Here is a 25403-nt window from a genome sequence, read left to right as displayed (position 1 = left end):
TATCCTGACGGGTCTTATGCAGGAATCAATGAAATCGTCTTTAACTTCCAGCCATGGTTGGATTGGTACTTGAAGACAACCAAACAAGCTCTTGTGCCAGCAGGAGGGGCTATTCCAGCAGCGGCAGCTCACGCGCATGTAGCGACTGATGCAGATTCTGGCGCATCGGATAGCGACGGAGGACACGGTGCACCAGCTGCTACTGAGACGGATGCAGACTCCGGAGCATCTGAATCCTAAAAAAATAATAGAAAAAGCTTGCTTCAGCAGGCTTTTTTTGGTATTATAATCTGGTAACTAATCTATGGCTCGCAAAGAGTCCATGGCAGAAAGGAAATTTTAAAAATGCGTAAAGATATTCACCCAGAATACCGCCCAGTTGTCTTCATGGATACTTCAACAGGTTACCAATTCCTTAGTGGTTCTACTAAGAAATCAAACGAAACTGTTGAATTTGAAGGAGAGACTTATCCATTGATCCGTGTGGAAATTTCATCTGATTCCCACCCATTCTATACTGGACGTCAAAAGTTCACCCAAGCAGATGGACGTGTGGACCGCTTCAACAAAAAATACGGTCTCAAATAATCAACCGCATTATTTGCTTAAAAACGTTGAGAATAAGCCTTTTTCGAGAAATCGAAAAGGGCTTTTTTGTTTTTGGTACCGTTTTTGGTACCGAGTTAGAAAATTAATCTTTTCCGTTATCTATATAATTTACAAATTTTTCAATCGCTTTCTTCTCTCCATAAGGAGTTGTATGGCTATAAGTATCAAGAGTCATTTGACTACTTGCATGACCTAATCTCTTGGCTGTATTGACAGGGTCGACTCCGGTTTCGATCATTAGTGTGGCATGAGTATGTCTAAATCCATGAGGAGTAATGTTCTTTAGGTTATGCTTTTTAATAACACGTTTAAGAATGGCGTTAATATACTATATGCACTTCGTGATGAAATACAAATCTTAAAAGATCTAATTATGTCTGAATTCAAAAATGGAGAAGTAGCAAAAGAAAAAATGATTTGTAATATTTTAAAAAATTTGTTAAACTATCATTGTATAATTGGAAAATCAGGTTGCGAATCTTTCGTAACAGGCTTCGATGCTGTCCTTGGAGATTCTTCTCCTAAAAAATCGGAAGTGCGATGAAATTCGCCCATTATAACTTAATCTCTTGAAGGAATTCAAGAGATTTTATATATCTAAGAAGTAAAACATACGAAAACAAAATAAATAGTGTAAAAATAATTTACAATGTGTTATAATACATTAAAGAGAGGATAACGTAGGGCGACTGGTAACAGAGCGTTCAAAGGTACTAGTTTCTGGTACGGGTGCGGTGCTACCTTCAGCTTCGGGCTGTAAAGAACCCTTACTAAAATTGGTCCTCTCTATGATTCACTCTTGAGTTGATCTCGAGAGTTTTTTAGTGCTTTATTTCAAAGTTTATTCACGAAATACGGTGTTTCTTTCACACTACTACAAAACAGCAATAAAAAACTCAAAAGATTGAGTCAAATTGCATTATTTTATAAGCTCCGAAACAGATTTTTTGATACCTTTTTGGTACCGAAGGCGTTGCAAATAACGTTGTTTCTATCACTATTTTTGGGATAACTTTCTAATAAAATACTGATTTAATCAGTATTTTCATAAAACGAATAAAGTACTTGAAAATACGGTCTCAAATAATCAACCGCATTATTTGCTTAAAAACGTTGAGAATAAGCCTTTTTCGAGAAATCGAAAAGGGCTTTTTTTGTTTTTGTATCTGCCGCTTACCTGATTTTCTGATGTGAGATTGGAATCGTGCCTTGCTGAATCAGAGTCCCTTCTGTGTTATAATGAGAGCAGGATAGGCGCTTTGATGCGCATGAATACAAGGAGGCCTTATGGCGATACACAGTCAACTCATCAGTCCAGATTTTCCAGATTTGGACAAGGTCAATGCTTTAAATATAGAGGCTTTCCCCGAGGAGGAACGCGTCCCCTTGGAAGAGCTTTTAGACTATGCCAGACCCGATAATGCTCATTTTTTTGCCTTTTATGAAGAAGAGGACTTTATCGGATTTGCCTTTGCTCTCTACAATGAGGCTTGTTTTTATGTGAGCTTCTTTGCAATTATGCCACGGCTCCGGAGTCGGGGCTATGGGAGCCTGATCATTGATAAGCTAGTAGATTTTTATCAAGGAAAAACGATGGTGCTCGAAGTAGAGCGACTAGATGAACCCTGTGATAATCTGGAGCAACGAAAATCTCGCATGGATTTTTACCGAAAGAATGGTTTTAAGAGCAGTCAGTCTTACTTAGAGTATGATAACTTATCCTTTGAAATCCTCTTTCGAGGGCCGGCTTTTGATGAGGCTGCCTATCGAGATATTTTTGATAAGCTTCAGTCAGAAAGTCCCTTTGACTTTGATATCATTCATAGGATAGAAGACTAGACATAGTTGAAAACGGAAGCTGGGTCATGCTGGATCATCTGATGAGGGTGATCTTTTTTTGATCAAAATAGCAAGGAAAAGACTCTAATCTTCTAAACCATTTGCTATTTTCTGACAATCGTGCAACTTTTCTCATTTAAGTAAAATGAGTTGACTTTGCTGTTTCGAATGGCTATAATAAAACCATAGGATGTTAATTATAATCATTCTAAATAAGAAAATATTAACTAGAACTTTTATTTTGCATTCATAAGGAGAATCGACTATGAACCATACAGCAGCAGTAACCACATTAAATACAAGCCTTGTCCTTCCAAAGACAAAGGAAATCCTCAATCAAGTAGTGGCAGACCTTTACGTAGCCCACGTGGCCATTCATCAAGTTCATTGGTATATGCGGGGGGCAGGATTCTTGACTTGGCATCCAAAAATGGATGAGTACATGGATTCGTTAGATGGCTACTTGGATGAAATCAGCGAACGGTTGATCACCCTTGGGGGGGCACCTTATTCTAGCCTGACGGAGTTCCTCCAACATAGTGAAATTGAAGAAAAGAAAGGGCAATTCTCAGATGTACCATCTAGTTTGGAACGCGTTTTAGAAATCTTCCGTTACTTGACTGGACTTTTCCAAAAGGCCCTTGATGTGACAGATGAAGAAGGCGATGATGTGACCAATGATATCTTTGTTGGAGCAAAAGCAGAGCTTGAAAAGGCTATTTGGATGCTTGCAGCAGAGCTTGGTCAAGCACCTGGTTTGCAATAAACAGTAAAATACTCTTAAACGAATCGTTTAAGAGTATTTTTTTTAGTATAGCTCCCAACCAAAGCCATCCTCTTGATTTTCCCGCTGGATGTAAAAGAGGATAAAGTGGATAAAGAGCCCGAGGAGGAAAAGGGCGGTCACACTGAGTACGGCCGTGGCATTTTCTCGAAAGACCAAACTGACTCCAAGCATGAGGGCAAATAGGACCACATCTAGCACGATATAAGAAAGTGGGAATATTAGATGCGCCTTATTGTGACGACTGTTGGCATGGATGGCAAAGATGAACAGGGCCAGGCCAGCGTAAAGGAAAAGGGTGCTAAATAGGTGATTGGCTTCTGCCTGACTCACAAAGGTCAGACCAACGGTAATCATGATCAAGCCCATAAAAACGGGATAATGGCTATAGATGAGGAAGGTCTCATTGGCTTGATTGCTCTCATCGATAGCATGGTCAAACTCGGTGAAGTAATAGAGGAAAAGCAAGCAGACAATGGCCAGATAAAGGATGGAATTTACACTGAAAGTCTCTGGTGTAAAGTAGGCCGCAATCCCCATAATCATCTCCCCAAAGGTGATGATAACTAGGAGCGAAATGCGTTCTATCAAATGCGGAAAGTTTATCGGAACGGTTTCTAATCGCCCTCGGACAAAGAGAGGAGAAACCCAGGTCAGAAGAATTCCAATGATATAAAAAGGAAGACCCAGGTTGAGGGGGAGAAAGCCGGCCAAGCCTGTAAAGACTGTTCGAACACCCGTTGCCACCAAAAAAGAACGAATCAGTTGTTTATCCTCTGGACTGCTAGAGGACTTTTTGTACTCGACCAGGTACTGGACAAACTGGGTCACCGATAGAAGGGCAATGGCTCTGCTAAAGGGATGGAAGTAAGGGTACCAGTCACTGACCATCATATTCGAGACAAAAAGGAGCAAACCCATACAGATAAAGGTGACCAGCATATTAAAGAGAGAGTTCTTCCCATAGCGGTTGGTAAAGACGGTCTGAACCATCCAGATATTGACCAGGACAATCAGGCTAAAGAGAAAGGCCGAAAAAGCGTTCCACTCCAGCATCCCGTGGTGCAGATGGTGGATGAGCGAGGTGGTTTTGGAAATAGCGTAAACAAAGACCAGGTCAAAGAAGAGTTCTGTAAACTCGACCCGTTTGTGCTTGATGAGGGATGTCATAATAGTCCTTTCAACGTATGATTGTCAATTTGTCATTATATCAAAAAGAAGAGGACAAGAAAAGCTAGGCTTTTGCTCCTAAAGGAGAGAAATCTAATTCGGACTCGAGAATCGTCCAAGGATGAAAAAAATGAACACTCCTCAAACCTTCTCCATCTTATCCTAGGGATCAAATTTTTTTATGGCTTTTTTCTTTCACTGGAATGGTCTTGATGACACGGGCAGGATTTCCAGCTAGCACGACATTGTCTCCAAATGATTTGGTGATGACCGCTCCAGCTCCTGCTACGACATTGTCTCCCAAGGTGACACCTGGTAGAACCGTCACTCCTCCACCAGCCCAGAAATTATCCCCAATCGTGATAGGGGCTCCGTACTCGATGCCGGAATTGCGCTCCTCAGGATCCAAAGGATGAAGGGGCGTCAAAAACTGACAGTTGGGTCCAATCATCGCATTGTTCCCAATCGTGATGGGACAGACATCCAGCATGGTCAGATTCCAATTGGCATAGAAGGACTCGCCGACGTGGATATTGATGCCATAGTCCGTGCAAAAGCCCGTTTCCATGTGGAGGTGTTGGCCGGTGCTTCCAAACCAAGATTGGATGATGGCTGTCCGTTTTTTCGCATCCTGCTCTTGGTTAAAAGCGTATTGTTGGCGACGAGATTCTTGGACAAGCTGTCTGAGTTCAGGGTCACCGGGCGAGTAGTAGTGACCGGCGATCATTTTTTGGTATTCAGATGTCATAAAGCCTCCAGGCGTTTCGTTTTCTTTCTATTATATCAAAAGAAACCCTAGTGTCTCAAGGGCAGCTTCTTGTTCTATTCTTTTTCTGAGCAAAATCCTTGCTTTTTTACAAGATGAAGGTATAATTGACTTATCAACTGTTGATTTATCAATTATAGGAAGGAGATAAAGATGATCTCAATCAATGATCTCCTCTACCAGCTTCATCTGGCGGACCAGGCGAGTACTCGATTATTTGAAAAACGTTTAGGAATCAGCTTGACCCGTTACCAGATGTTGCAGTATCTCTTGTCGCAGGGAGAATCAAGTCAAATTGCCCTCAAGGAAATCTTGGGGATTGACCAAGCCGCTTTGGCTCGCCATTTTAAGATTTTGGAGGAAGAGGGCTATGTGACTAGACAACGTAACCCACTGAACCAAAGAGAGTCGATTGTCGCCTTGACAGACTTTGCGCGTGAGCAGTTGCTTACCCATCCGCCTCTCCATCATCTCTCCACAAAGGAGCAGATGGAAAGTATTTTGACAGCGAGCGAAAGCAAGGAGCTGTCTCGGTTATTGGAAAAATTAGTTACTGGCTTGGAAGAAGTCAGCCCTGAAAATAGAAAGTAGGAAACACATATGTCACTTATCACCCTTATCTTAGCTAGTCTTGTCGCTGTAGAACATATCTATATCTTTTACCTAGAAAGCATCGCGACCCAGTCAGAGGCAACCAGCCGTGTCTTTAACATGGACAAGGAAGAGTTGGCTAGAAAATCCGTCACCTCCCTCTTTAAGAATCAAGGAATTTACAATCTTTTGATTGCCCTTTTCCTCCTTTATGGGATTTTCATCTCAGGTAATCTAGAAATCGTGACCATCTTTGTCCTCTTTGTCATCGGAGCAGCCGCTTACGGTTCACTGACGGCTGACAAGAAAATCATCCTCAAACAAGGTGGCCCAGCGATTTTGGCCTTGATTTCTATTTTGTTGTTGAAATAAAAAGCGTCTAGACAAACAAGTCAGCCACGTTTAAAAATGAAGGAAAATGAGGAAGGCTCAGGTGACTGGGCTTTTTTCTATCCTTAATCGGCCTATCCATAAGGAAAAACCTTTGTCGCAAATTGTCAACGACCTGTCAGGCATTATCATTTACTTGTCAGGATTGGTATCGTATAATAGTCTCATCAATCAAATGAAACAAAAGAGGAAAACAAACATGTCAAACAAAAAAGTGATCTTGATTACTGGTGCTTCATCAGGAATCGGCTACCAAACAGCGGAACAATTGGCTAAAGAAGGGCACAGCGTCTATGGAGCTGCCCGTCGTGTGGATGCCATGGAACCGCTCAAAGCCTTTGGCGTGACTCCTGTCCGTCTTGATATCACGGATGAAACTTCTATCAAAGAAGCTTTAGAAACTATCATCGCGAAAGAAGGACGCATCGATGTCTTGGTCAATAACGCCGGCTACGGCTCATACGGTGCGGTCGAAGATGTGACCATCGAAGAAGCCAAGATGCAGTTTGAAGTCAATATCTTTGGGCTAGCCAGCCTTACGAAGTTAGTCCTTCCTTACATGCGAAAACAAGCGTCAGGTCGCATCATCAACATCGGCTCTATGGGCGGTCGTTTGACCTCTTACTTTGGGGCTTGGTACCATGCGACCAAATACGCCCTTGAAGCTTTCTCAGATGGCCTGCGGATGGAAGTGTCAGACTTTGGTATCGACGTGGTCTTGGTAGAGCCAGGCGGTATCAAGACGGACTGGGGCTTTATCGCAGCCGACAAATTGGCTGAGTCAGCTAAAGGTGGTGCCTATGAAGCTGCCGCAACCAAGGCAGCAGAAGGCATGCGCAGCCAATACTCTGGCAACATGATGTCAGATCCAAAGGTCATCTCAAATGCCATCTCAAAAGCGGTCAACAGCCGTCGTCCTAAGACCCGTTACTTGGTCGGTATGGGCGCAAAACCCTTGGTCTTCCTACACGCCATCCTGCCAGACCGTTGGTTTGACGCCCTTATGAAACGGGCATCCTAAAAAGGAGAAGCCATGCGTCTCAATCTCAGCCAACAATATCTAGAAAATCTTAAGGCCCTTGGCTTGGACTTTCAGTCTATCCTCGACCTGGCCCAGTTGCCGGATACCAGCTGGAAAGAAGAGATGACCCTGTCCACTCTGGATTATTTCCATCTCCTTACAGCCTTTGACAAGGTGGCCAGCGACGAGCAAATCCTTGCCATGAGTCGCATCAAGGACATCCAGATGTTCATGCCCCCATTCTTTGCGGCTCTGTCCTCAAAAAATGGCCTAGCGGCCATTGAGCATTTCGCCAAATACAAGAAAATCACAGGACCTATCGTGGTCTCAATCGAAACCTTCGACGATTTGGTGCGCGTCAACTACCGCTATGACTATGCCGGCCTGGACCTGCCCCGCTTTGCGGTCCTCAATGAGCAGTTGCTCCTGCTGGATCTGATACGGACAGGCACAGGCGAAGCCATTGCACCCGTCCATGTGGGGACGCCCTTTAGCTATGAAGCGGTTAGTGTAGACACCTTTGCCTGCCATGTGGAGCAGATGGAGGGCAATGAAATCGTCTTTCGCAAAGCAGACCTGGAGAAACCCTTTCTCACCGCCAATAATGTCATGCTGGACTACCTGGAACCCCAGCTCAAGGAGCGCTTGGCAGAGGCCATGACCAGTGAGAGTTTCACCGGTGTCGTCCAGCAGAAACTCTACCAAATGATTCCGAGTGGCGCCTTTGGCATTGAGGACATTGCGGCCTCTCTGGGCATCAGTAGCCGGACCCTCCAGCGCAACCTGACTGCAGAAGGCACCAAGTTTAACCAAGAACTGCACAATGTCCAAAAACTCCTAGCCTTTAGCTATTTCAAACAGCCAGAAATCAGCACTGACGAAGTCGCCTACCTGCTAGGCTATGCCGAAGTTTCCTCCTTTTCCCGTGCCTTTAAAAAATGGACCGGGCAGACCATCACGGCCTATCGGGAAAATCAGGCAAAGCAAAAACTTTAAGAACAAGTAGAAGTGAGAACACATCAGACAGAAAGTTTGGTGTGTTTTTAGTGCTGGGAACTTCTGTAAAAATCTGCTTGCTTCTTTTTGTTTGCGCTCTCAACTAGCCTTGTATTATGGTATAATAAAGGGTAATCATCTAGAAAGGGGCGCGTATGACGACCATCGATATTAGCGAGGAACAGCTAGCTAGAGAGTCCGCTGGTTTGCTCCAGATTCTCTTAAAAGACCGCACGACAAAAAAGAACATCGTTTGGGCGACGCACTCCTATGAGCTACTGGGCAAGGGCTTTGCGCCCTATGACCGCATCACGACGAGTAAGATCACAGGTCCCTATGCCGACCTGATCCAGCCTCGGTCTGAAAAATCCCAGCACGAGCAAAAGGACCGAACCAAGGTTCGGGCGGAGGTCTTTACGCCCACTTGGCTGGTCGAGCAGCAAAATGGTTATGTAGAGGCAGAACTGGCTTCCCTCAGCCTAGAGGACTATGTGAACCTACGCTGGTTGGAGATAACCTGTGGGGAGGCGCCCTACATGGTGACCCGCTATGATACGGTGACAGGAGAAGAAATCGCCTTGTCTGAGCGTGTCGGCTTTGTAGACCGAAAGTTGCAGCGCATCAGCCGGGAAATAGCGGATGAAGTCCGCTTTTATGAGCTAGTGAAAAAGGCCTATCAGGCCTCTTATGGCTATGAGTACCAAGGGGACTCGCTCCTTTTGGCGCGTGAAAATCTCCTAGCCACCTTTGAAGACTACTATGAAGCCAAGTGTGGCCACAAACCTAGCCTAGAGCAGAAAAAGGAGATTGCGACCATCATCTCCTACAATGTCTTTCAGATGGATGGCCTAAAGAAAACCAGCCCCCACTCCGCCAACCAAGCCAAGTCGCAGCAACTGAGCTTGTTTGAAGAAGAGACGAAAGACCAAGAAGTCGCAGAAACCCCAACCCAAATCAAAGACTGGAAAAAGAAAAAGATGATAGGTTTTGAGCGCCTATCTAACGAGGAATGTGAAATGAAGTTTGATGTTGTGATTGGAAATCCGCCGTATCAGGAGGAATTGCAAGGTACGAGTGATAAACCGATTTACAATCTGTTTATGGATGAGTCCTATAAACTTGCTGATAAATCCGTTTTGATTACCCCAGCACGTTTTTTGTTCAAAGCTGGAAAAACTCCAAAGGCATGGAATGAAAAAATGTTAGCGGATGAGCATTTGAAAGTAATTTATTATGAACAGAAATCTGGCAATGTATTTCCTGGTACGGATATAAAAGGTGGTGTTGCTATTTCTTATCATGATAGTGAAAAGATTTTTGGAGCAATAAAAACATATACACCTTTTCCAGAGCTTAACGAAATATTACAATTAGTGATTAATAATGAACTCTTCCAACCAATTACCTCAATTATTCACTTACAAAATCGTTTCAATTTAGATGTAGTTTATGCAGATTACCCTGAGTTGCGTTCAATAATAGGAAGTGGAGGGAAGGAAAAACGGCTAACAACTTCCATTTTTGAACAACTATCCCTATTTACGGATGAACGACAATCAGATGAAGATGTAAAAATATTGGGTTTAATAAAAAATAAACGACAATATAAATACATCAACAAAAAATATTTGGAAGATCATCAAAATTTAGATAAATATAAAGTTATTTTACCTAAGTCCAACGGAAGCGGGTCGATTGGCGAAGTCCTATCGACCCCACTCGTGGGTACCCCACTCGTGGGTTATACACAATCTTTTATTTCTTTTGGTGCATTTGATACGAGAGAAGAGGCAGAGAATTGCCTAAAATATATCAAAGTTACTTTTTCTCGTTTGATGTTAGGAACACTTAAGATAACTCAGGATAACAACAAGGATACTTGGCAAAATGTTCCATGGTTTGATTTTTCACAATACGATATAATTGATTGGAGTTTGTCAATTCCAGAAATAGATGAACAGTTGTTTAAATTATTTAACTTCCGCCCTAATCATATTGCTTTCTGTAAAACAAATATACAGAAAATGGATTAGCACGATATTTACTTGACCTATAGCTCCAAATAATCTAAAATAATAGTTATAGGATTAGGTCAGGAAGCATAGGATGCCCTGGCCATTTTTGTGTCTCAAAGAGCTGGCCTTGCCAGCCAAAAAGGCACTTTCCGTGTGTGGTGGGGACGAAAGACCCCACTAGCGAAGGGAAGTGCACGCATTTGATTGATGAAAAAGGAAACGACCTATGACGGTTGAAATCAAAACCCAAAAACAAATCAACCCTAAAATCTACGCCTACACCACACCGACTGTCACGACCAATGACGGCTGGATCAAGATTGGCTATACTGAGCGAGAAGTAGCGCAGCGGATCAAGGAGCAGACCCATACGGCCCATATTGCGACGGACATCCTCTGGACGGGGGAGGCCGCCTATACTGAAGAGCCCCAGAAGGGCCAGACCTTCAAGGACCATGATTTCCATCATTTCCTGTCTTTTCACGATGTGGAGCGCCGTCCCAAGACCGAGTGGTTTTACTTTAATGGCACACCAGAGAAGTCTCGGGCTCTCTTTGACCAGTTTGTCCGTCATGATACCTCAGGTTACCAGCCTGGTAAAGGGCTAGACTACACCCTGCGTCAAGAGCAGGAAGAAGCTGTGTCTCAAACGGCTGCCTACATCCAGCAGCATCCAGGGGGGAAATTCCTCTGGAATGCCAAGCCCCGCTTTGGAAAAACCTTGTCTACCTATGACTTGGCTCGTCGGATAGATGCCGTCAATGTTCTCATCGTCACCAACAGACCTGCCATTGCCAACTCTTGGTACGATGACTTTGACCGCTTTATCGCTGGAAAAACGACCTATAAGTTTGTCTCTGAGACGGATAGCCTCAAGAGTCGCCCCACCCTCAGCCATCAGGAGTTTGTGGATCTGGTTTTACAGGATTTAGACCATGCGGATGAGTTGCGGCAGATTGCCTTTATCAGCCTGCAAGACCTCAAGGGTTCGGCCTATCTGGGTGGAGAGTACAACAAACTCAAGTGGGTGACTGATCTCCGCTGGGACCTATTGGTCATTGATGAAGCCCACGAGGGCGTGGATACTTTTAAGACAGATTTGGCTTTTAACAAAATCCAGCGAAATTTCACCCTGCATTTGTCTGGAACACCTTTTAAGGCTTTGGCCAAGGGAGACTTCACCGCGGAGCAGATTTACAACTGGTCCTATGCGGACGAGCAGGCGGCCAAGTTGCATTGGTCCCCTGAGGCGGAGCAGGAAAATCCCTATGAAGCCCTGCCTCAGCTCAATCTTTTTACCTACCAAATGTCGCAGATGATAGGTGAGGAGTTAGAAGCAGGCGCACAACTGGATGGGGAAAATATAGACTTCGCCTTTGACCTTAGTGAGTTTTTTGCGACGGATGACAAGGGCAAGTTTGTCCACGAAGCGGACGTGAGAAAGTGGCTAGATACCCTTTCCAGCAATGAAAAGTACCCTTTCTCCACCAAAGATCTGCGTAATGAGCTCAAGCATACCTTTTGGCTCTTAGAGCGAGTGGCCTCTGCCAAAGCTTTGAAAAGCTTGCTGGAAGAGCATCCCATCTATGAAAATTATGCCATCGTCCTTGCGGCTGGGGACGGCCGTATGTCTGAGGAGGATGAGAAGTCTGGTCTCAAGTCTCTGGACATGGTCCGCAAGGCTATTTCAGAAAATGATAAGACCATTACCCTGTCTGTCGGTCAGCTGACGACAGGGGTGACCATCCCTGAGTGGACGGGTGTCTTGATGCTCTCCAACCTCAAATCCCCAGCCCTTTATATGCAGGCGGCCTTTCGGGCACAAAATCCTTATAGCTGGACGGATGGCAGGGGGCAACACTTCCGCAAGGAGCGGGCCTATGTCTTTGACTTTGCCCCAGAGAGGACCCTCATGCTCTTTGATGAGTTTGCGAATAACCTCTCCCTTGCGACTGTTGGTGGTGGCGGAACAACGGCCAGTCGGGAAGAAAATATCCGAGAACTTCTTAATTTCTTCCCTGTCATTGCTGAAGACCGAGCGGGTAAGATGGTGGAAATCGATGCCAAGGCCGTCCTGACCATCCCACGTCAGATCAAGGCCAGAGAAGTCTTGAAACGTGGCTTTATGTCCAATCTCCTCTTTGACAATATCGGCGGTATTTTCCAAGCGACGCAGACAGTCCTTGATATCCTCAATGAACTCCCTGTCGAGAAAGAAGGCAAGGCTCAAAGTGCGACGGACCTTCTCGACTTCACTGATGTCACGGTCGATGAGGAAGGCAATGCAGTGGTGGATCAGCAGATCATTATCAACCAGCAGACCCGTCTCTTTGGTGAAAAAGTCTATGGACTGGGCGAGTCGGTTACAGAGGTGTTGACCAGAGACGAGGACAAGTCCAGCAAACAACTGGTCACTAACCTCAGCAAGGAAGTATCGGCTGTGATAGTCGAAGAGCTCAAGGCAGAGTACGCCCTCAAGACACGAGAAACCGACCAGATCAAGAAGCAAATCACGGCAACTTTTGAAAAAGAAGTTCGCCAGAATGACATCGAACGCAAAATTGCGGAAGCTCATATCAAGGAGGAGCTAGCGCAAGAGATCAAGGAAGCAAATGACCAGACGCTGAAAGAGAAGCTCCAAGAGGAGCTCCAGCAACGTCTAGAGGAAAACGCCCTCCGTCACAAGGAAAAACTCCAAGAAAACCTTAAAAAAGAAGTGGAGCAGCTGCCAGAGAAGTTTATCGAGCAAGTCGAGGTCAAGCGGGTCGAGCAACTCAAGCAGTCGGCTCAGGATGAGATCCGTGACCACTTGCGTGGCTTTGCACGGACCATTCCAAGCTTCATCATGGCTTATGGAGATAAAGACCTGACGCTGGATAACTTTGACCGCTATGTGCCGGATGCTGTCTTCTACCAAGTGACGGGCATCACTACAGACCAGTTCCGCTATTTGCGAGACGGTGGTCAGGACTTTGCAGGACACCTGTTTGACCGAGCAACCTTTGATGAGGCCATTCAGGAATTTCTCCGCAAGAAAGAAGAGTTGGCTGATTATTTTGCTGACCAAAAGGAAGACATCTTTGATTATATCCCGCCTCAGAAGACCAACCAGATTTTCACGCCCAAGCGAGTGGTGAAACGCATGGTCGACGACCTTGAACAGGAAAATCCTGGGATTTTTGACGATCCATCTAAGACCTTCATCGACCTCTACATGAAGTCAGGGCTCTATATCGCAGAGCTGGTCAAACGTCTTTATAACAGTGCTGGCCTGCAAGCTGCCTTTCCAAATCCTGATGACCGCCTCAAGCACATCTTGGAAGAGCAGGTTTACGGCTTTGCCCCAACGGAGATTATCTACCACATCGCTGTTAACTTTATCTTTGGCAACCTTTCTCATGACATCAGTCGCAAAAACTTTGTCCAAGAAGACACCATCCCAGCTGCCAAGGAAGGCAAGGTTCAGGAGCTGGTGGACCGGTATTTCACCTAACACTTTCGACACTCTTTTCAAGCACATTAGCATTGTTCGAAACAAAGATAGAAAACCAATTTCCTACCCTACACTACCCGCTCCTAGTTTTAGGGGATGGCCATGAAAATAGAACAAACGGACCTTTTCCAGCTTTAGGGAAAAGGTCCGTTTTAAGATGTTAACCTCCAATTCGGCTGTTGGCTTGAAGTTTTTTATCGTGGATAAGGGAAGAAGTTAAGCTTGTGGTTGACATACTCTGCTAGGTAGATAGCGGAAATGTCTGGATGACCGGCTTTTTGGACTTCTTCCAGTAACCAGTCTTCATCTTTTTGGATGAGTTCTAGGACATCCATATTGGCCCTGCCATTGCTGATAATGGGAAATTTCAAGTTTTCTGCCCGTTTGTCTAGAATGGTCAGGCGTCCAGTCGGCTCCATGATCACCGATTTGACTTGGTCGATAGAGGTGATGCCTTCTGCCCTGAGCTGAACCATGAGTTGATCAGCAGAGAGTCCGAGTTGGGTACATTTGGCGACATCGATCTGTCCATTTTTGATAAGGATATTGGGATTACCAACGACCAATCTTTGGGCCAAGTGATTACTGTTGACTAGGAGCTTGACGATGACGACGATAAGGGACCAGATGAGAAGGACGATCAAGAAGGTTAGGAGGGAAATACTGCTATTATAGATGACCCCTCCGATGATCCCCCCTAGGACATAGTTTTGGATCTGGTTGAGGGGACTATTGGTGGAAAATTCGTACTTTCCCAGGATATTGATCTGCAAAATCATAACCAGCATCCCGATGCTAAACTTGAGGGCGATGATGAGGTAATTGTCCATGTTAGTCTCCTTTCGAAATGGTCACGGTATGATCGATGACGTGGGTGCGCTCTAGGCTATAGCTATTGTTGTCGCTATTGAGATTCACGCGATAGTTTTTTTCATCAAAGCGCACGATAATTCCTGTGTACAAGGAGGTGGCATTGACATAGACTTCGCTAGAGGGGACATCGTTATCCGTTGCGACACTTTCAATGAGGCTGACCAGACTTTGCGATTGGGAAAAATCTTGTCGTGTCTGTAAATAGTCCTGCCACTGGATACCGAGGAGGATCAGGGTCAGGAGAACCACGCCGATGCTGATGTCCCGCCAGCGGGAGCGCAGCCGGTTTCGTAGATAGTAGACGCTTGAAGCTGTTAAGGCGACCAAGAGAAGCACGATAAAAATAGAGCGAATCACAGCAGCTTCCGACTGATGCTGGGTGATATAGGTGATATCATAAAACTGCATAATTTCCTCCGCGGATGAGATACTTTATTATATCGTAAAATGAAAAGAAGCGGTAGGGGGATGGTTTCTCGTAAGGAGTGTCTCCATATTTTGAGTCTAGTTACAAGAAAACGCCCAAGGTCATTCCTTGAGCGTTTTTGAGAGCTTGCCATTATCCGTTGCACCCTTTGTATCTTGAGTAATCGAACACGGGCTAGGGCTTGTGTCAAAAAGAGGGATACTCCTAGAATCTCGTAGCTTCTTCGTCGTCTTCCCTATTTTACCTTTATCCGCAACACCCTTTGTATCTTGAGTAATCGAACACGGGCTACGGCTTGTGTCAAAAAGATGAATACTCCTAGAATCTTGTTGCTTCTTCGTCGCATTCCCTATTTTGACTTTATCCGTTACGCCCTTTGTATCTTGGGTTACTCTACTGATTTTAAGGCTTCCAGCATATCGACTTTCTTGAGGTGACGGTTGACGAAGATTCCAAGACCTGTTAGGATGACAAGCACGACCAGTGTTGGAATAATGTAGATCAGCCAGCCGACAGCTGGGTTGAACATCACCGTATCTGGTGGGATGATGGCTACCATGTATTGGTGGAGTCCCAATCCTAGACCAAAGCCAACTAAAATCCCTACGATAGAAAGGTAGATGGTTTCGCGATAGATGTAGAAGGTGACTTCTTTATTGTAGAAACCAAGAACTTTGATGGTGGACAACTCGCGGATGCGCTCTGCGACGTTGATGTTGGTCAAGTTAAAGAGGACTACAGTGGCTAAGAGAATGGAGACGGCAATCAAGACGGTCATCACATGGTTGAGGGAATTGACAATCGTTTCCACTTGTGTTTTCAAGGTTGTATTTTGTACGACGCCTTGTACGCCTTCAAGATTCATAAACTCGGTCGCTAGTTTTCGGACATTCTTGGTGGAAGGATCCTTTAGGCGAATGAGGTTAGCATTGTCTGTCGCCACTTTTCCAAAGGCTTGTTCATAGGTCGTCTCATTCATAAAGATAAAGTGTCCCATGTACATTTCTGTGATGCCCGCGACTTTGAGGCGGATATCTTTCCCTTCGCTGTTTTGAACAGTGAGAGAATCTCCCACTTTCACACCTGCCAGATCTGCCATCTTTTCAGAGAGGATGATGCCCTTGTTTGAAAGATTTAGATGCTGGTTAGATTCCCGATTTTTTAATTGGATATATTCTTGGAATGCTGTTTGATCTTGGTCCTTGATGACCAGTGTTGTGATGGATTGATTGTCTTTATTGTTGCCAGCGACCTTGTATAAGGTTTCATAATGGATGTCCATATGACTTTTGACAGCAGGTGCTTCGAGTAGATTCTGCAACTCTGCTTCTTCCTTGCTGTTTTGGGTGGTATCGTTGGCTACGATCATATCGTAGCGGATGATATCAGTAAATTGACGATTGTTGAGATCGGCAATGGAACTCCGAACACCTAGACCCGCAAAGAGTAGGGAGATGGAGCCACAGACACCAAAGATGGTCATAAACATCCGTTGTTTGTAGCGGAAGATGTTTCGTGCGGTAACTTTTTGGGTAAAACTCATCCGACTCCAGAGGGGTCTGATCCGCTCCAAGAGAATTTTGGAGCCAGACGTAGGTGGTTTAGGAAGGAGCAGTTGAGTTGGCTTTTCACCAAGTTCACGTGTTGCGACGAGGTAAGCAGGCAATACCGCTGAGAGTAATCCGAGCAAGATTGCTAGGAGTGTCTTGATTGGATAGAAGTGAAGTTGAAGGGGTGCGACGTGAAGCTTGCTCTTATAGCTATTGTAGATGATGGTAGGAAGTAAAGTGTGGCCAGCTAAAATGCCGATTGCCGTTCCGACCATACTGGTCACTAAGCCATAAAGGACGAATTTTCGGATGATATCCTTGTTTTGGTAGCCTAAGGCTTTGAAGGTTCCTGCTTTGATCCGTTCTTCTTCGACAAAGCGTCCCATGGTCACGAAGGTAACGAGGGCAGCGATGAAGTAGAGGACAATGGGGAAGATATTTCCGACATTCTCAATGATAGAGGCATTATTTTCATAGGAGATATATCCTTCTGATCCTGGGACTTCCCGTCGGGTGAAAACTTGATAAGTGGGAGTCGAGAGTTGATCAACTTTTTCTTGCGCCTCTTTGAGTTCTTGCCGTTTTTGTTTTAATTCAGGGTCGGCCTTCGCTTTGGCTTGGTCATACTCTGCTTGCTTTTGTGCCAGTGTTTTCTTGGCTTGTGCCAGTTGTGCTTCTTTTTCAGCTAAGCTTTGTTTGGATTGCGCAAGTGTCGCTTGTCCTGCTTGGAATTCGGCCATTTTTTGTTCATAAGCTGCTTGTCCTGACTGGTATTGGGACAGGCCAGAACGGTATTCTCCTTCTTTTTGTGCGAGTGCTTGTTTCGCATCTTGAAGGGTTGTATGCGCCTCTTGGTATTGACTGACGCCTGCTTGATATTGGGCCGTTTTGGATTGGAGGATCGCTTCTTGCTGGCCAAGTTGAGTTTTTCCAGCCTCCAACTGTTTCTGAGCCTCTTGGGATTGAGCGTATTTAGCAGAGTAGTCTGCTAGTCCTGCTTGGTAGGTAGCTTCTTTCGCGCTATACTCTTTTTTGGCTTGTGCTAAAGCTTCCTCTTCTTTGTTGAGGATAGTCTCTTGTACTTGACGACTAGCAGGGTCGAGGATGCGATCGAGGCTGGCGCGTGCTTGCGCTAATTGACTTTCTTTTTGCGAAAGGAGGCTAGCCGTTGCATCTAACTGAGCTTTGGCCTCTGTCAATTTTTCATTAGCCTGGTCTAGCGATACCTTGCCAGCTTGAAGCTGCTTTTCCTTGGTCGTAAGGTCCGCCTGTGCCACACTGAATTGTGCTTGCCCAGCATCTATCTGACCTTTGGCGGCCGTCAGTTGCTCATGAACTGCGGCTAATTCTTGCTCTTTACGAGCGATCGTCTCCTTGGCGCTTGCCAGTTGTGCCTGGGCTTGTGCTAAGCGAGCTTGGCTATCTGCTAACTGGGTTTGGCCTTCTGCTAGTTGCACTTGTGCCTGATCGAGTTGAGCTTGTCCGGTCGCGATTTGGTTTCGTCCGTTTGTCAGTTGTTGCTCAGCAGTTCCGATGGCTTCTTTCCCTTGTGCGAGCTCCGTGGCACCTTGTGTTAGCTTTCGATCGGCTTCTTGAATCTTACTTTCACCTTGTTGGATTGCTTCCTTAGCGCTGGATTTCAGTTCTTCTAGTCGTTTGCTAGGTTGATCTTCAATCAGTTTTTTTACGTCTTCCTTGTATGCGTATACGGAATCCGTATAGGCTTGTTGATAAGGATCGGTGTTTTGCAGACTCTTATAAGCGATACGAGCGATCATGTAGACGTCAGAGTCAAAGGTATCTTCGCTGACTACAGCATAACTATCCAGTTCCCCACTACCAGCAGTTGATTTTCCAAGATTGATGCTAGAGAGAATCTCGGAGGAATAGACAAATCCGGTGATGGTAAATGTGTGGTCTTTTAAGACCAATTTTCCATTGCGGTTTTCTTTCTCCGTGAAGTGGATAGTATCTCCGATTTTGTAATCGCTTTGGTAGCTTGAGGAAAGAGCAATCTCGCCTCGTTTACTAGGTAGTTTCCCATCTACAAGTTCATAGGTAGATAGTTCTTTGGGCTTTGAAAAAATCCGAAAAGCAGTGGAAGAATCCTTTACGACCACATCTTTGAAGTATCCGTACTCGACATCAGCCTTCGAGTTCAAGTGATTTAGAAGGTTCTGATCGGATGAGTCCAGTCCGTAGTCGCTAATGACTGCTAGGTCAGCGGTATGGTGTTGACTGAAGAAGTCCGTCCCTGTTTGTCGGATATCTGGTGGAGTCACTTTGAGTCCGATCAGAGCGAAAGAACCCAAGGCCATGAGAGATGCAATAGACACCACACGCCCTTTGGAGCTAGAGAAGGATTTACGGACATCCTTCCAATAGGTTTTTTTGTTCACGATAGCTTCCCTTCTAATATTCTAGTGTATCAATATCTTGAGGATTCGGATTGAGATCGATACTTTGGACCCGCGCATCGTGCATCCGGATGACCCGGTCAGCGATAGGAGCGAGGGCGCCATTGTGGGTTACGATAATCACCGTTGCGCCTTCATGGCGAGCCTTGTCCTGAAGGATTTTCAAGACTTGCTTGCCTGTCTTGTAGTCTAAGGCTCCTGTCGGCTCGTCACAGAGCAAAATCTTTGGGTTTTTAGCTACAGCACGAGCAATAGCTACCCGTTGTTGCTCACCACCAGAGAGCTGGGCTGGGAAATTGTTGATGCGCTTGCCAAGACCGACATCGATAAGGGTTTGCTCTGCATCCTTCGCATCCGCTACGATTTCAGAAGCCAATTCGACATTTTCCTTGGCTGTTAGATTGGACACCAAGTTATAAAATTGGAAGACAAAACCAACATCCTCGCGACGGTAAGTCGTTAACTGTTTGGCATCGTAGTTGGAAATATCTTTCCCATCGATGATGATTTGTCCCTCATCGTTGGTATCCATCCCTCCTAGGATATTTAGGACGGTTGATTTTCCTGCACCAGATGCACCTAGGATGATGACCAGCTCCCCTTTTTCAATTTCAAAGTTGATGTCATTATTGGCGATAATCTCGACATCCCCTGTCTTGTAGCGTTTATAACTATGTTTCATTTCAATATAGGCCATTTTTTCTCCTTTTAGTGTTGTTTGAGTTTAAATCAACAACGTGTTGAAATACTATGGTGCTTATTATAGGGCAATTTTTCAGAATAAGCTACAACAAAAATATACAAAGTGTTGAAATAATAGATTGTTTTTCGATAGTTTAAAAAGAAACATTGAGATAGGCTCAGTTTGGCTTGACATCCTATGGATTACGTATATAATAAAGACAACAATCTGTTGAAACAAGGGGTAGCCATGCAACAAAGACAAACCACAACCAAGTCGGCTATTAAGGAAGCTTTTATCCAACTCTTAGCAACCAAGAGTTTTGAAGAGATTTCAATCAGTCAATTAACAAAAAAAGCTGGAGTCAATCGATCGACTTTTTATCTCCACTATCTAGATAAGCAAGATTTTTTAGAGCAACTAAAGGAAGAAACCCTAGATACGATTCGAGACATCTTTAGACAGGAGTGCCACAATCCCAAGAAGGCCCTTGAAGAAGTATTAAGCTACTTTTATGAAAGCAAGAGTTTCTTTTTAGAAATTGCCAAGAATCCGAGCTTTTGCTTTTCGGACAACATCCGTTCTTTTCTGATGAGTATGCTTGAATCAACACCAGGTTCGCGCTATTTGATTTCTAGAGCTTATCAGCTACCAGAGCGTTATGCGGTTACGATGTATATTTCTGGCTTAACTGGTCTGATTGTGGATTGGATCATTAATGAAGCTCAGGAAAGTCCACAACAGCTGACCAAAATTATTCTCGATTCACCAGGGATGGAGTGGTTTAAGGAGAAGGAGATTTAAGGACTCCCAATGAACGACAATTATTTGTGGCAGGAAAGCCACTTATGTTGTATCATGAGTGTGGGAACTTCTTTTTGGATGAGAAGGTCAATTGGAAAACAAGAAACAAGGATCATAAAGGAGATACGATGCAAAAACATATCCGCTATAAATGGGCTAGTCTAGGAACAGGTGTCATTGCCAATGAATTGGCGCAAGCCCTTGAAGCCTTAGGAGGCAGTCTTTATTCCGTTGCGAATCGGACCTACGAAAAAGGAGTCGCCTTTGCAGAAAAATATGGCATTGAGAAAGTTTATTCAGACATGGATCAGGTCTTTGAAGACCCAGAGGTCGATATCATTTATATTTCAACCCCTCACAACACACATATTCCCTACCTAAGAAAGGCCTTGGCTGCCGGCAAGCATGTCCTTTGTGAAAAGTCCATCACCTTGAACAGCGACGAATTACAGGAAGCCATTCAGTTGGCGCAGGAGCACCAGGTCAAACTAGCTGAGGCCATGACGATCTATCATATGCCCCTTTATCGCAAGCTTCAGGAAGTAACATCCAGTGGGAAGCTAGGGCCACTCAAGGTCATCCAAATGAACTTTGGTTCTTACAAAGACTATGACATGAGCAATCGTTTTTTTAGTCGTGAATTAGCGGGCGGTGCTTTGTTAGATATTGGAGTCTACGCGCTTTCGTTTGTTCGCTGGTTTATGAGCGCTCAGCCAACCGGACTAGTTTCCCAGGTGAAGCTTGCTCCGACGGGGGTAGACGAGCAGGTAGGGATTCTTCTGACAAATGAAGAAGGAGAGATGGCAACGATTACCCTCAGTCTCCATGCCAAGCAACCCAAACGAGGAACTCTAGCTTATGACAAGGGCTATATCGAAATCTATGATTATCCACGTGGCCAAAAAGCTGTCATTACCTATACTGAGGATGGCTCACAAGAGGTCATAGAAGTTGGAGAGAAAGCAAAAGCGCTTCAATATGAAGTATTGGATATGGAAGCAGCTATTTCTGGAGAAGCGGACCACCTCTATCTAGACTATAGTCGGGATGTGATGGACCTCATGACCCAACTACGGAAGGATTGGGGCTTAAGATACCCTGAGGAAGAGGCGTAAATAGACGGATGTTCAGCAGGGAAGAGACCTTAGCCACCAAGGCAGAGCTAGAGGAGAATGTCCGTCGACTCGGTTTTGAGGACCTGCGCGTGGTTGGTGAGAGGGGGATATCTTTTGGATGTTCTAGGGAGAGCTTGATGCTTGAGATTCCCATAGAAGGAGGAATAGTAGAAATGTTAACCAGGGAAGAAACCCTAGCCACCAAGGCAGAGCTAGAGGAGAATTTCCGTCGACTCGGGTTTAAACACGCGCGTGTAGCTCGTGAGATGGGGATTTCCCAGTCAGAGTTGGCGGATGTCCTTGCGATGTCGCGCCCCAATCCAGCCCACGTATGGATGTTACGGGATTATTTAGAAGATCAGCTCATCCAGCGGGGCCTGGAGGTCTATCCTTATAGCAAATTGGCCCAGCATAGTGCCAACCAGTGGTTTCATTATGACCGACCTTGGCGGCAGAAACTGTAAGAAAAACAGTCCGATGCATGGAGGAGACCAACTCTTGAAAACTGGCCTTCCCTTTGGACCTTCATAGTGGATAAGGAAAACTCAAGGGAAAAGGGACGCCGATTGGGACAGATCGTATGATTTTAACTAGCTACAAGAAGTAGCTAGTTTTTTATTTTTAAATGGCAAGGGTTCTATTCTGGCAGGATTTCGCGATTGACCAAAGATGGACCAAGGGATAAGGGGCTCTACCAGTGAAAGATTATAAAGGGTGACGCGCCTTTTTGCAGATAAGGTTCGTAAAAGTCCTTGAAATTTTCTGAAAAAGGAGTAAACTGGTACGCAAGAAGTTTATTTCCTGGAGTTTAGGATGAAATTATACGTTCAACTAATGATTCTTTTTACAATCTCCCTGATTGGAGAGGGAGTGTCAATGGCTCTTCATTTACCTGTGCCAGGTAGTATCATTGGCCTCGTCATTCTATTTATGGCTCTTGAGCTCAAGTGGTTGCGGATGAGGCAGGTCAACCTGGTTGGCAATTTCTTACTCGCCAATATGACCATTCTCTTTTTACCACCAGCGGTGGGAATCATGGACAAATTTGACGTGATTGCTCCTTATCTGTTTCCGATTGTCTTGATTGTCTTTTTTGCAGCAGCGCTCAATATCATCCTCATTGCCTTAGTGGTTCAGTGGATCAAGCGACGCTATGAAGGGGATTATGAAAAAGGAGGAATCAAATGAGTGAGTTTGTCTCTAATCCTCTTTTTGGGATTGCCCTATCGATTTTCGCTTATTTGCTAGGAATGCTGATTTACAGACGTTTTCCTCATCCATTGACCACACCTTTGCTTTTGTCGGCTATTTTCGTTATCCTATTTTTAAAGGTGACGGGGATTTCCTACCAAGCCTATTATCAGGGTGGCGTTTACTTGAATAACTTAATTGTCCCATCAACCGTAGCGCTAGGCATCCCTTTATACAAGAGTTTTCATCTGATGAAGCACCATGTAAGGAGTATTTTATTAGGTAGTTTGCTTGCAGTGGTGGCCAACACCATCTTCACAGCTCTGGTCGCAAAGGCCTTTGGGATGAATATTTTCCTTGCCATCTCTCTGTTTCCAAAGTCTGTTACGACCGCCATGGCCGTAGGGATTACGGAAAAATTGCAAGGACTGACTACTATTACTCTCGTTGTCGTCGTAGCAACTGGAATCTTGACTAGTGTCATTGGGCCGCCACTCTTAAAATGGCTGAAGATCGAAGATCCTGTGGCCGTCGGACTTGCTCTTGGGGGGACAGGTCATGCAGTTGGTACGGGGTCTGCCTTCCGGTACGGTCCTGTGGCAGGGGCCATGGCTGGACTTGCCATCGGAGTCACAGGGATTCTCTATGTGATCATTAGTCCTATAGTGGCTAGCATCATTTTATCTTAGTCTACCTGTCATGCTGATAAGAGGCATAAAAGAAGGTCCATTAGCCCTTTGGAAGGCGCATCCGAATTTTTAAAGTAGAGAAAAAACGGACCACATACTTTTTTGTTGTCAGTCTATCCTCTCCTTTTCAGCTCTATCGGGATTTCTAAAAAACGGACCACATACGATCGTTATAAAATGATTGACAGGATCAGTCTTTTGTAGTACAATATTCTAGACTTTGAAATTGAGGGGAGTGAAAAATATGTCAAAAACAGTAGTACGCAAGAATGAATCACTTGATGATGCTCTTCGTCGTTTCAAACGTGCGGTGACCAAGGCTGGTACTCTTCAAGAAACACGTAAACGTGAATTCTATGAAAAACCATCTGTAAAACGCAAACGTAAATCAGAAGCAGCTCGTAAACGCAAAAAATTCTAATCGATTCCATTAGATTTGCGATTTGAAATGATTCATAAAAAATCAGTCATTTGACTGGTTTTTTTGTCGTTTCTTTTAATTATAAAAGACCGACGGCTTCATCGATTTAAAACAGGGTATGCAAAAGAAAAGGTATTTGGAGACAATGAAAAACACATCAATTCTAGAATTGATGTGTGGAGTTTTCTATTAAAAATGGATTACTTTTTAGCAAGCAAATCACGAATTTCAACAAGTAATTCTTCTTGCGTTGGACCAGCAGGTGCTTCTTCAACTTCTTCAGTTTTGCGAAGGTTTTGAGCTTTTTCAATCGCTTTGATGACGAAGAAGAGAACAGTACCGATGATCAAGAAGTTAATTACAGCGCTCAAGAAGCTACCATAAGCGACACCGTGCCAAGCAAGTTCAGCGATACGATCAACGCCAGCTGCACTCAAAAGTGGGTTCAAAATCAATGGTGTGATGATATCATTTACTAATGAAGTAATAATTGCACCAAAAGCAGTAGCGATGATGACACCGACTGCCATGTCTACCACATTACCACGAAGCAAAAATGCTTTTAAATCTTTTAACATATCCTAAATATGTCCTTTCTTAAATAATCTACTCTCCTATTATAAGACATTTTTTTATTTTGACAACTGATATGCTTACAAATTTTACTTTTAGACAGAATTGGAGTAAAATAGTAACGTTATAATGTGCTAGGACTCTGCTGGAAAGGAGGGAAAGATGCTGTCAAAAGATTTGGTCTCAGATATCAAACAAGCTGTAAATATTGTAGATATCATTGGAGAATCCGTACCACTTACCAAAAATGGTCGAAACTATCTAGGACTTTGTCCCTTTCATGGCGAAAAGACACCGTCATTTAATGTCGTAGAAGATAAGCAGTTTTATCACTGTTTTGGCTGCGGGAGATCAGGCGATGTCTTCACCTTTGTCCAAGAGATGCAGGGAGTTGATTTTCCAACTAGTTTAGCCTATCTAGCAGAAAAAGCGGGTCTTGACGTCGATCAGTCCCTCCTTGGTTCTCAGACTTCTCAACAAGCGCATCCTCATCAGGTGTTATTTGACATTCATGAGGAGGCTGCAAAGTTTTACCATGCTTATTTGATGACGACAAAGCAAGGGAAAGAGGCGCGACAGTATCTTTATAATCGGGGACTGGATGACGCTGTCTTGACGGAGTTTCGAGTTGGTTTAGCTCCGCAGCAACAAGCGCATTTGTACCAGACCCTTTCCCAACGATTTGAAGAGCAGGACTTGCTTGCTAGTGGCCTTTTTAATACGAGTGGGAGCAATCAAATCTATGATGCCTTCCAGGGACGCATTATCTTTCCCCTGTCAGATGAATATGGGCGGTGCTTGGCCTTTTCTGGACGAAAATGGACAAGTGCCGACGAAGAAAACAAACAACTCGCGAAATATAAAAATAGTCGAGCTACCGCTATCTTTAATAAGAGTTTCGAACTGTATCACTTAGATAAGGCCAAAGTTGCCATCAAAAAACAAGGAGAAGTTTATTTGATGGAAGGATACATGGATATGATTGCT

Annotated in this window: 23 protein-coding genes and 2 pseudogenes; 17 read left to right on the top strand and 8 right to left on the bottom strand. The window is 44.5% G+C overall.

Annotation, left to right across the window (positions count from 1 at the left end; all coding sequences use genetic code 11):
- A pseudogene (locus STRDD13_RS02905) lies at positions 1-240 on the top strand (NAD(P)H-dependent oxidoreductase); the annotation flags it as partial.
- A gap of 105 nt (positions 241-345) precedes the next feature.
- Complete coding sequence (locus STRDD13_RS02900; RefSeq protein ID WP_067101638.1) at positions 346-588, top strand: type B 50S ribosomal protein L31; 243 nt, start codon at positions 346-348, stop codon at positions 586-588.
- A 103-nt stretch (positions 589-691) separates the two neighbouring features.
- Here the strand turns inward: STRDD13_RS02900 and STRDD13_RS08205 are convergent.
- Positions 692-937 (bottom strand): annotated as a pseudogene (locus STRDD13_RS08205) (tyrosine-type recombinase/integrase); the annotation flags it as partial.
- Positions 938-1896: 959 nt separating this feature from the next.
- Between STRDD13_RS08205 and STRDD13_RS02890 the strand changes: the two are divergent.
- Together STRDD13_RS02890 and STRDD13_RS02885 are read left to right on the top strand one after the other, a co-directional pair.
- Positions 1897-2448: a GNAT family N-acetyltransferase gene (locus STRDD13_RS02890; RefSeq protein WP_067101633.1), complete on the top strand. Its 552-nt coding sequence runs from the start codon at positions 1897-1899 to the stop codon at positions 2446-2448.
- Between the two features lie 265 nt (positions 2449-2713).
- The gene (locus tag STRDD13_RS02885; RefSeq protein WP_067101630.1) at positions 2714-3214 is read left to right on the top strand and encodes a Dps family protein; all 501 of its coding nucleotides are present in this window, start codon (positions 2714-2716) and stop codon (positions 3212-3214) included.
- Positions 3215-3256: 42 nt separating this feature from the next.
- Here the strand turns inward: STRDD13_RS02885 and STRDD13_RS02880 are convergent, their stop codons facing one another.
- Both STRDD13_RS02880 and STRDD13_RS02875 read right to left on the bottom strand, forming a co-directional pair.
- A complete protein-coding gene (locus STRDD13_RS02880; protein ID WP_067101627.1) occupies positions 3257-4402 on the bottom strand; it encodes a low temperature requirement protein A in 1146 nt (381 codons plus the stop codon).
- 169 nt (positions 4403-4571) lie between these two features.
- Positions 4572-5150 (bottom strand): sugar O-acetyltransferase, encoded by a 579-nt coding sequence (locus STRDD13_RS02875; RefSeq protein ID WP_067101625.1) that lies wholly within the window; start codon positions 5148-5150, stop codon positions 4572-4574.
- Between the two features lie 171 nt (positions 5151-5321).
- Here STRDD13_RS02875 and STRDD13_RS02870 point away from each other — a divergent pair, with 171 nt between their 5' ends.
- The 6 genes from STRDD13_RS02870 to STRDD13_RS02845 all read left to right on the top strand — a co-directional run bounded on the left by STRDD13_RS02870 (position 5322) and on the right by STRDD13_RS02845 (position 13674).
- A complete protein-coding gene (locus STRDD13_RS02870; protein ID WP_067101623.1) occupies positions 5322-5759 on the top strand; it encodes a MarR family winged helix-turn-helix transcriptional regulator in 438 nt (145 codons plus the stop codon).
- A 9-nt stretch (positions 5760-5768) separates the two neighbouring features.
- Positions 5769-6131, top strand: a complete 363-nt coding sequence (locus STRDD13_RS02865) for a DUF1304 domain-containing protein (RefSeq protein WP_067101620.1) — start codon at positions 5769-5771, stop codon at positions 6129-6131.
- Between the two features lie 217 nt (positions 6132-6348).
- Positions 6349-7170 (top strand): oxidoreductase, encoded by an 822-nt coding sequence (locus STRDD13_RS02860; protein WP_061419923.1) that lies wholly within the window; start codon positions 6349-6351, stop codon positions 7168-7170.
- A gap of 12 nt (positions 7171-7182) precedes the next feature.
- Positions 7183-8166: a helix-turn-helix domain-containing protein gene (locus STRDD13_RS02855; protein ID WP_067101617.1), complete on the top strand. Its 984-nt coding sequence runs from the start codon at positions 7183-7185 to the stop codon at positions 8164-8166.
- Positions 8167-8321: 155 nt separating this feature from the next.
- Positions 8322-10199, top strand: a complete 1878-nt coding sequence (locus tag STRDD13_RS02850) for an Eco57I restriction-modification methylase domain-containing protein (protein ID WP_067101615.1) — start codon at positions 8322-8324, stop codon at positions 10197-10199.
- 208 nt (positions 10200-10407) lie between these two features.
- Positions 10408-13674, top strand: a complete 3267-nt coding sequence (locus tag STRDD13_RS02845) for a DEAD/DEAH box helicase family protein (protein ID WP_067101613.1) — start codon at positions 10408-10410, stop codon at positions 13672-13674.
- 194 nt (positions 13675-13868) lie between these two features.
- On the opposite strand, the gene STRDD13_RS02840 is transcribed toward STRDD13_RS02845, so the two are convergent.
- The 4 genes from STRDD13_RS02840 to STRDD13_RS02825 all read right to left on the bottom strand — a co-directional run bounded on the left by STRDD13_RS02840 (position 13869) and on the right by STRDD13_RS02825 (position 19638).
- Positions 13869-14504 (bottom strand): DUF421 domain-containing protein, encoded by a 636-nt coding sequence (locus STRDD13_RS02840; RefSeq protein WP_067101610.1) that lies wholly within the window; start codon positions 14502-14504, stop codon positions 13869-13871.
- Position 14505: 1 nt separating this feature from the next.
- Positions 14506-14955: a DUF3290 domain-containing protein gene (locus STRDD13_RS02835; RefSeq protein WP_067101607.1), complete on the bottom strand. Its 450-nt coding sequence runs from the start codon at positions 14953-14955 to the stop codon at positions 14506-14508.
- A gap of 407 nt (positions 14956-15362) precedes the next feature.
- Positions 15363-18923, bottom strand: a complete 3561-nt coding sequence (locus tag STRDD13_RS02830) for an FtsX-like permease family protein (protein ID WP_067101605.1) — start codon at positions 18921-18923, stop codon at positions 15363-15365.
- A gap of 13 nt (positions 18924-18936) precedes the next feature.
- The gene (locus STRDD13_RS02825; RefSeq protein ID WP_067101602.1) at positions 18937-19638 is read right to left on the bottom strand and encodes an ABC transporter ATP-binding protein; all 702 of its coding nucleotides are present in this window, start codon (positions 19636-19638) and stop codon (positions 18937-18939) included.
- Between the two features lie 183 nt (positions 19639-19821).
- Between STRDD13_RS02825 and STRDD13_RS02820 the strand changes: the two genes are divergently transcribed.
- The 6 genes from STRDD13_RS02820 to rpsU all read left to right on the top strand — a co-directional run bounded on the left by STRDD13_RS02820 (position 19822) and on the right by rpsU (position 23843).
- A complete protein-coding gene (locus STRDD13_RS02820; protein ID WP_231852548.1) occupies positions 19822-20427 on the top strand; it encodes a TetR/AcrR family transcriptional regulator in 606 nt (201 codons plus the stop codon).
- Positions 20428-20555: 128 nt separating this feature from the next.
- Positions 20556-21542, top strand: a complete 987-nt coding sequence (locus tag STRDD13_RS02815; RefSeq protein ID WP_067103168.1) for a Gfo/Idh/MocA family protein — start codon at positions 20556-20558, stop codon at positions 21540-21542.
- 173 nt (positions 21543-21715) lie between these two features.
- On the top strand, positions 21716-22006 hold the full coding sequence (locus STRDD13_RS02810) for a DUF2316 family protein (protein ID WP_067103166.1): 291 nt from the start codon (positions 21716-21718) through the stop codon (positions 22004-22006).
- A gap of 349 nt (positions 22007-22355) precedes the next feature.
- Complete coding sequence (locus tag STRDD13_RS02805; protein ID WP_067101597.1) at positions 22356-22730, top strand: CidA/LrgA family protein; 375 nt, start codon at positions 22356-22358, stop codon at positions 22728-22730.
- Positions 22727-23422 carry an LrgB family protein gene (locus STRDD13_RS02800; protein WP_067101595.1) on the top strand — a complete coding sequence of 232 codons (696 nt, stop codon included), beginning with the start codon at positions 22727-22729 and terminating at the stop codon, positions 23420-23422. The genes STRDD13_RS02805 and STRDD13_RS02800 overlap by 4 nt, the downstream gene beginning before the upstream one ends.
- Positions 23423-23666: 244 nt before the next feature.
- Positions 23667-23843 carry a 30S ribosomal protein S21 gene (gene rpsU / locus STRDD13_RS02795; protein WP_000048054.1) on the top strand — a complete coding sequence of 59 codons (177 nt, stop codon included), beginning with the start codon at positions 23667-23669 and terminating at the stop codon, positions 23841-23843.
- A 200-nt stretch (positions 23844-24043) separates the two neighbouring features.
- On the opposite strand, the gene mscL is transcribed toward rpsU, so the two are convergent.
- Positions 24044-24421: a large conductance mechanosensitive channel protein MscL gene (gene mscL, locus STRDD13_RS02790; RefSeq protein WP_067101592.1), complete on the bottom strand. Its 378-nt coding sequence runs from the start codon at positions 24419-24421 to the stop codon at positions 24044-24046.
- A gap of 157 nt (positions 24422-24578) precedes the next feature.
- Between mscL and dnaG the strand changes: the two genes are divergently transcribed.
- Positions 24579-25403, top strand: an 825-nt coding sequence (gene dnaG / locus STRDD13_RS08700) for a DNA primase (protein WP_231852547.1), incomplete at its 3' end; no start/stop codon positions are given.

It is taken from the genome of Streptococcus sp. DD13 (assembly GCF_001578875.1).
Taxonomy (GTDB): Bacteria; Bacillota; Bacilli; order Lactobacillales; family Streptococcaceae; genus Streptococcus.
This window is presented reverse-complemented; position numbering and strand designations above follow the sequence as displayed.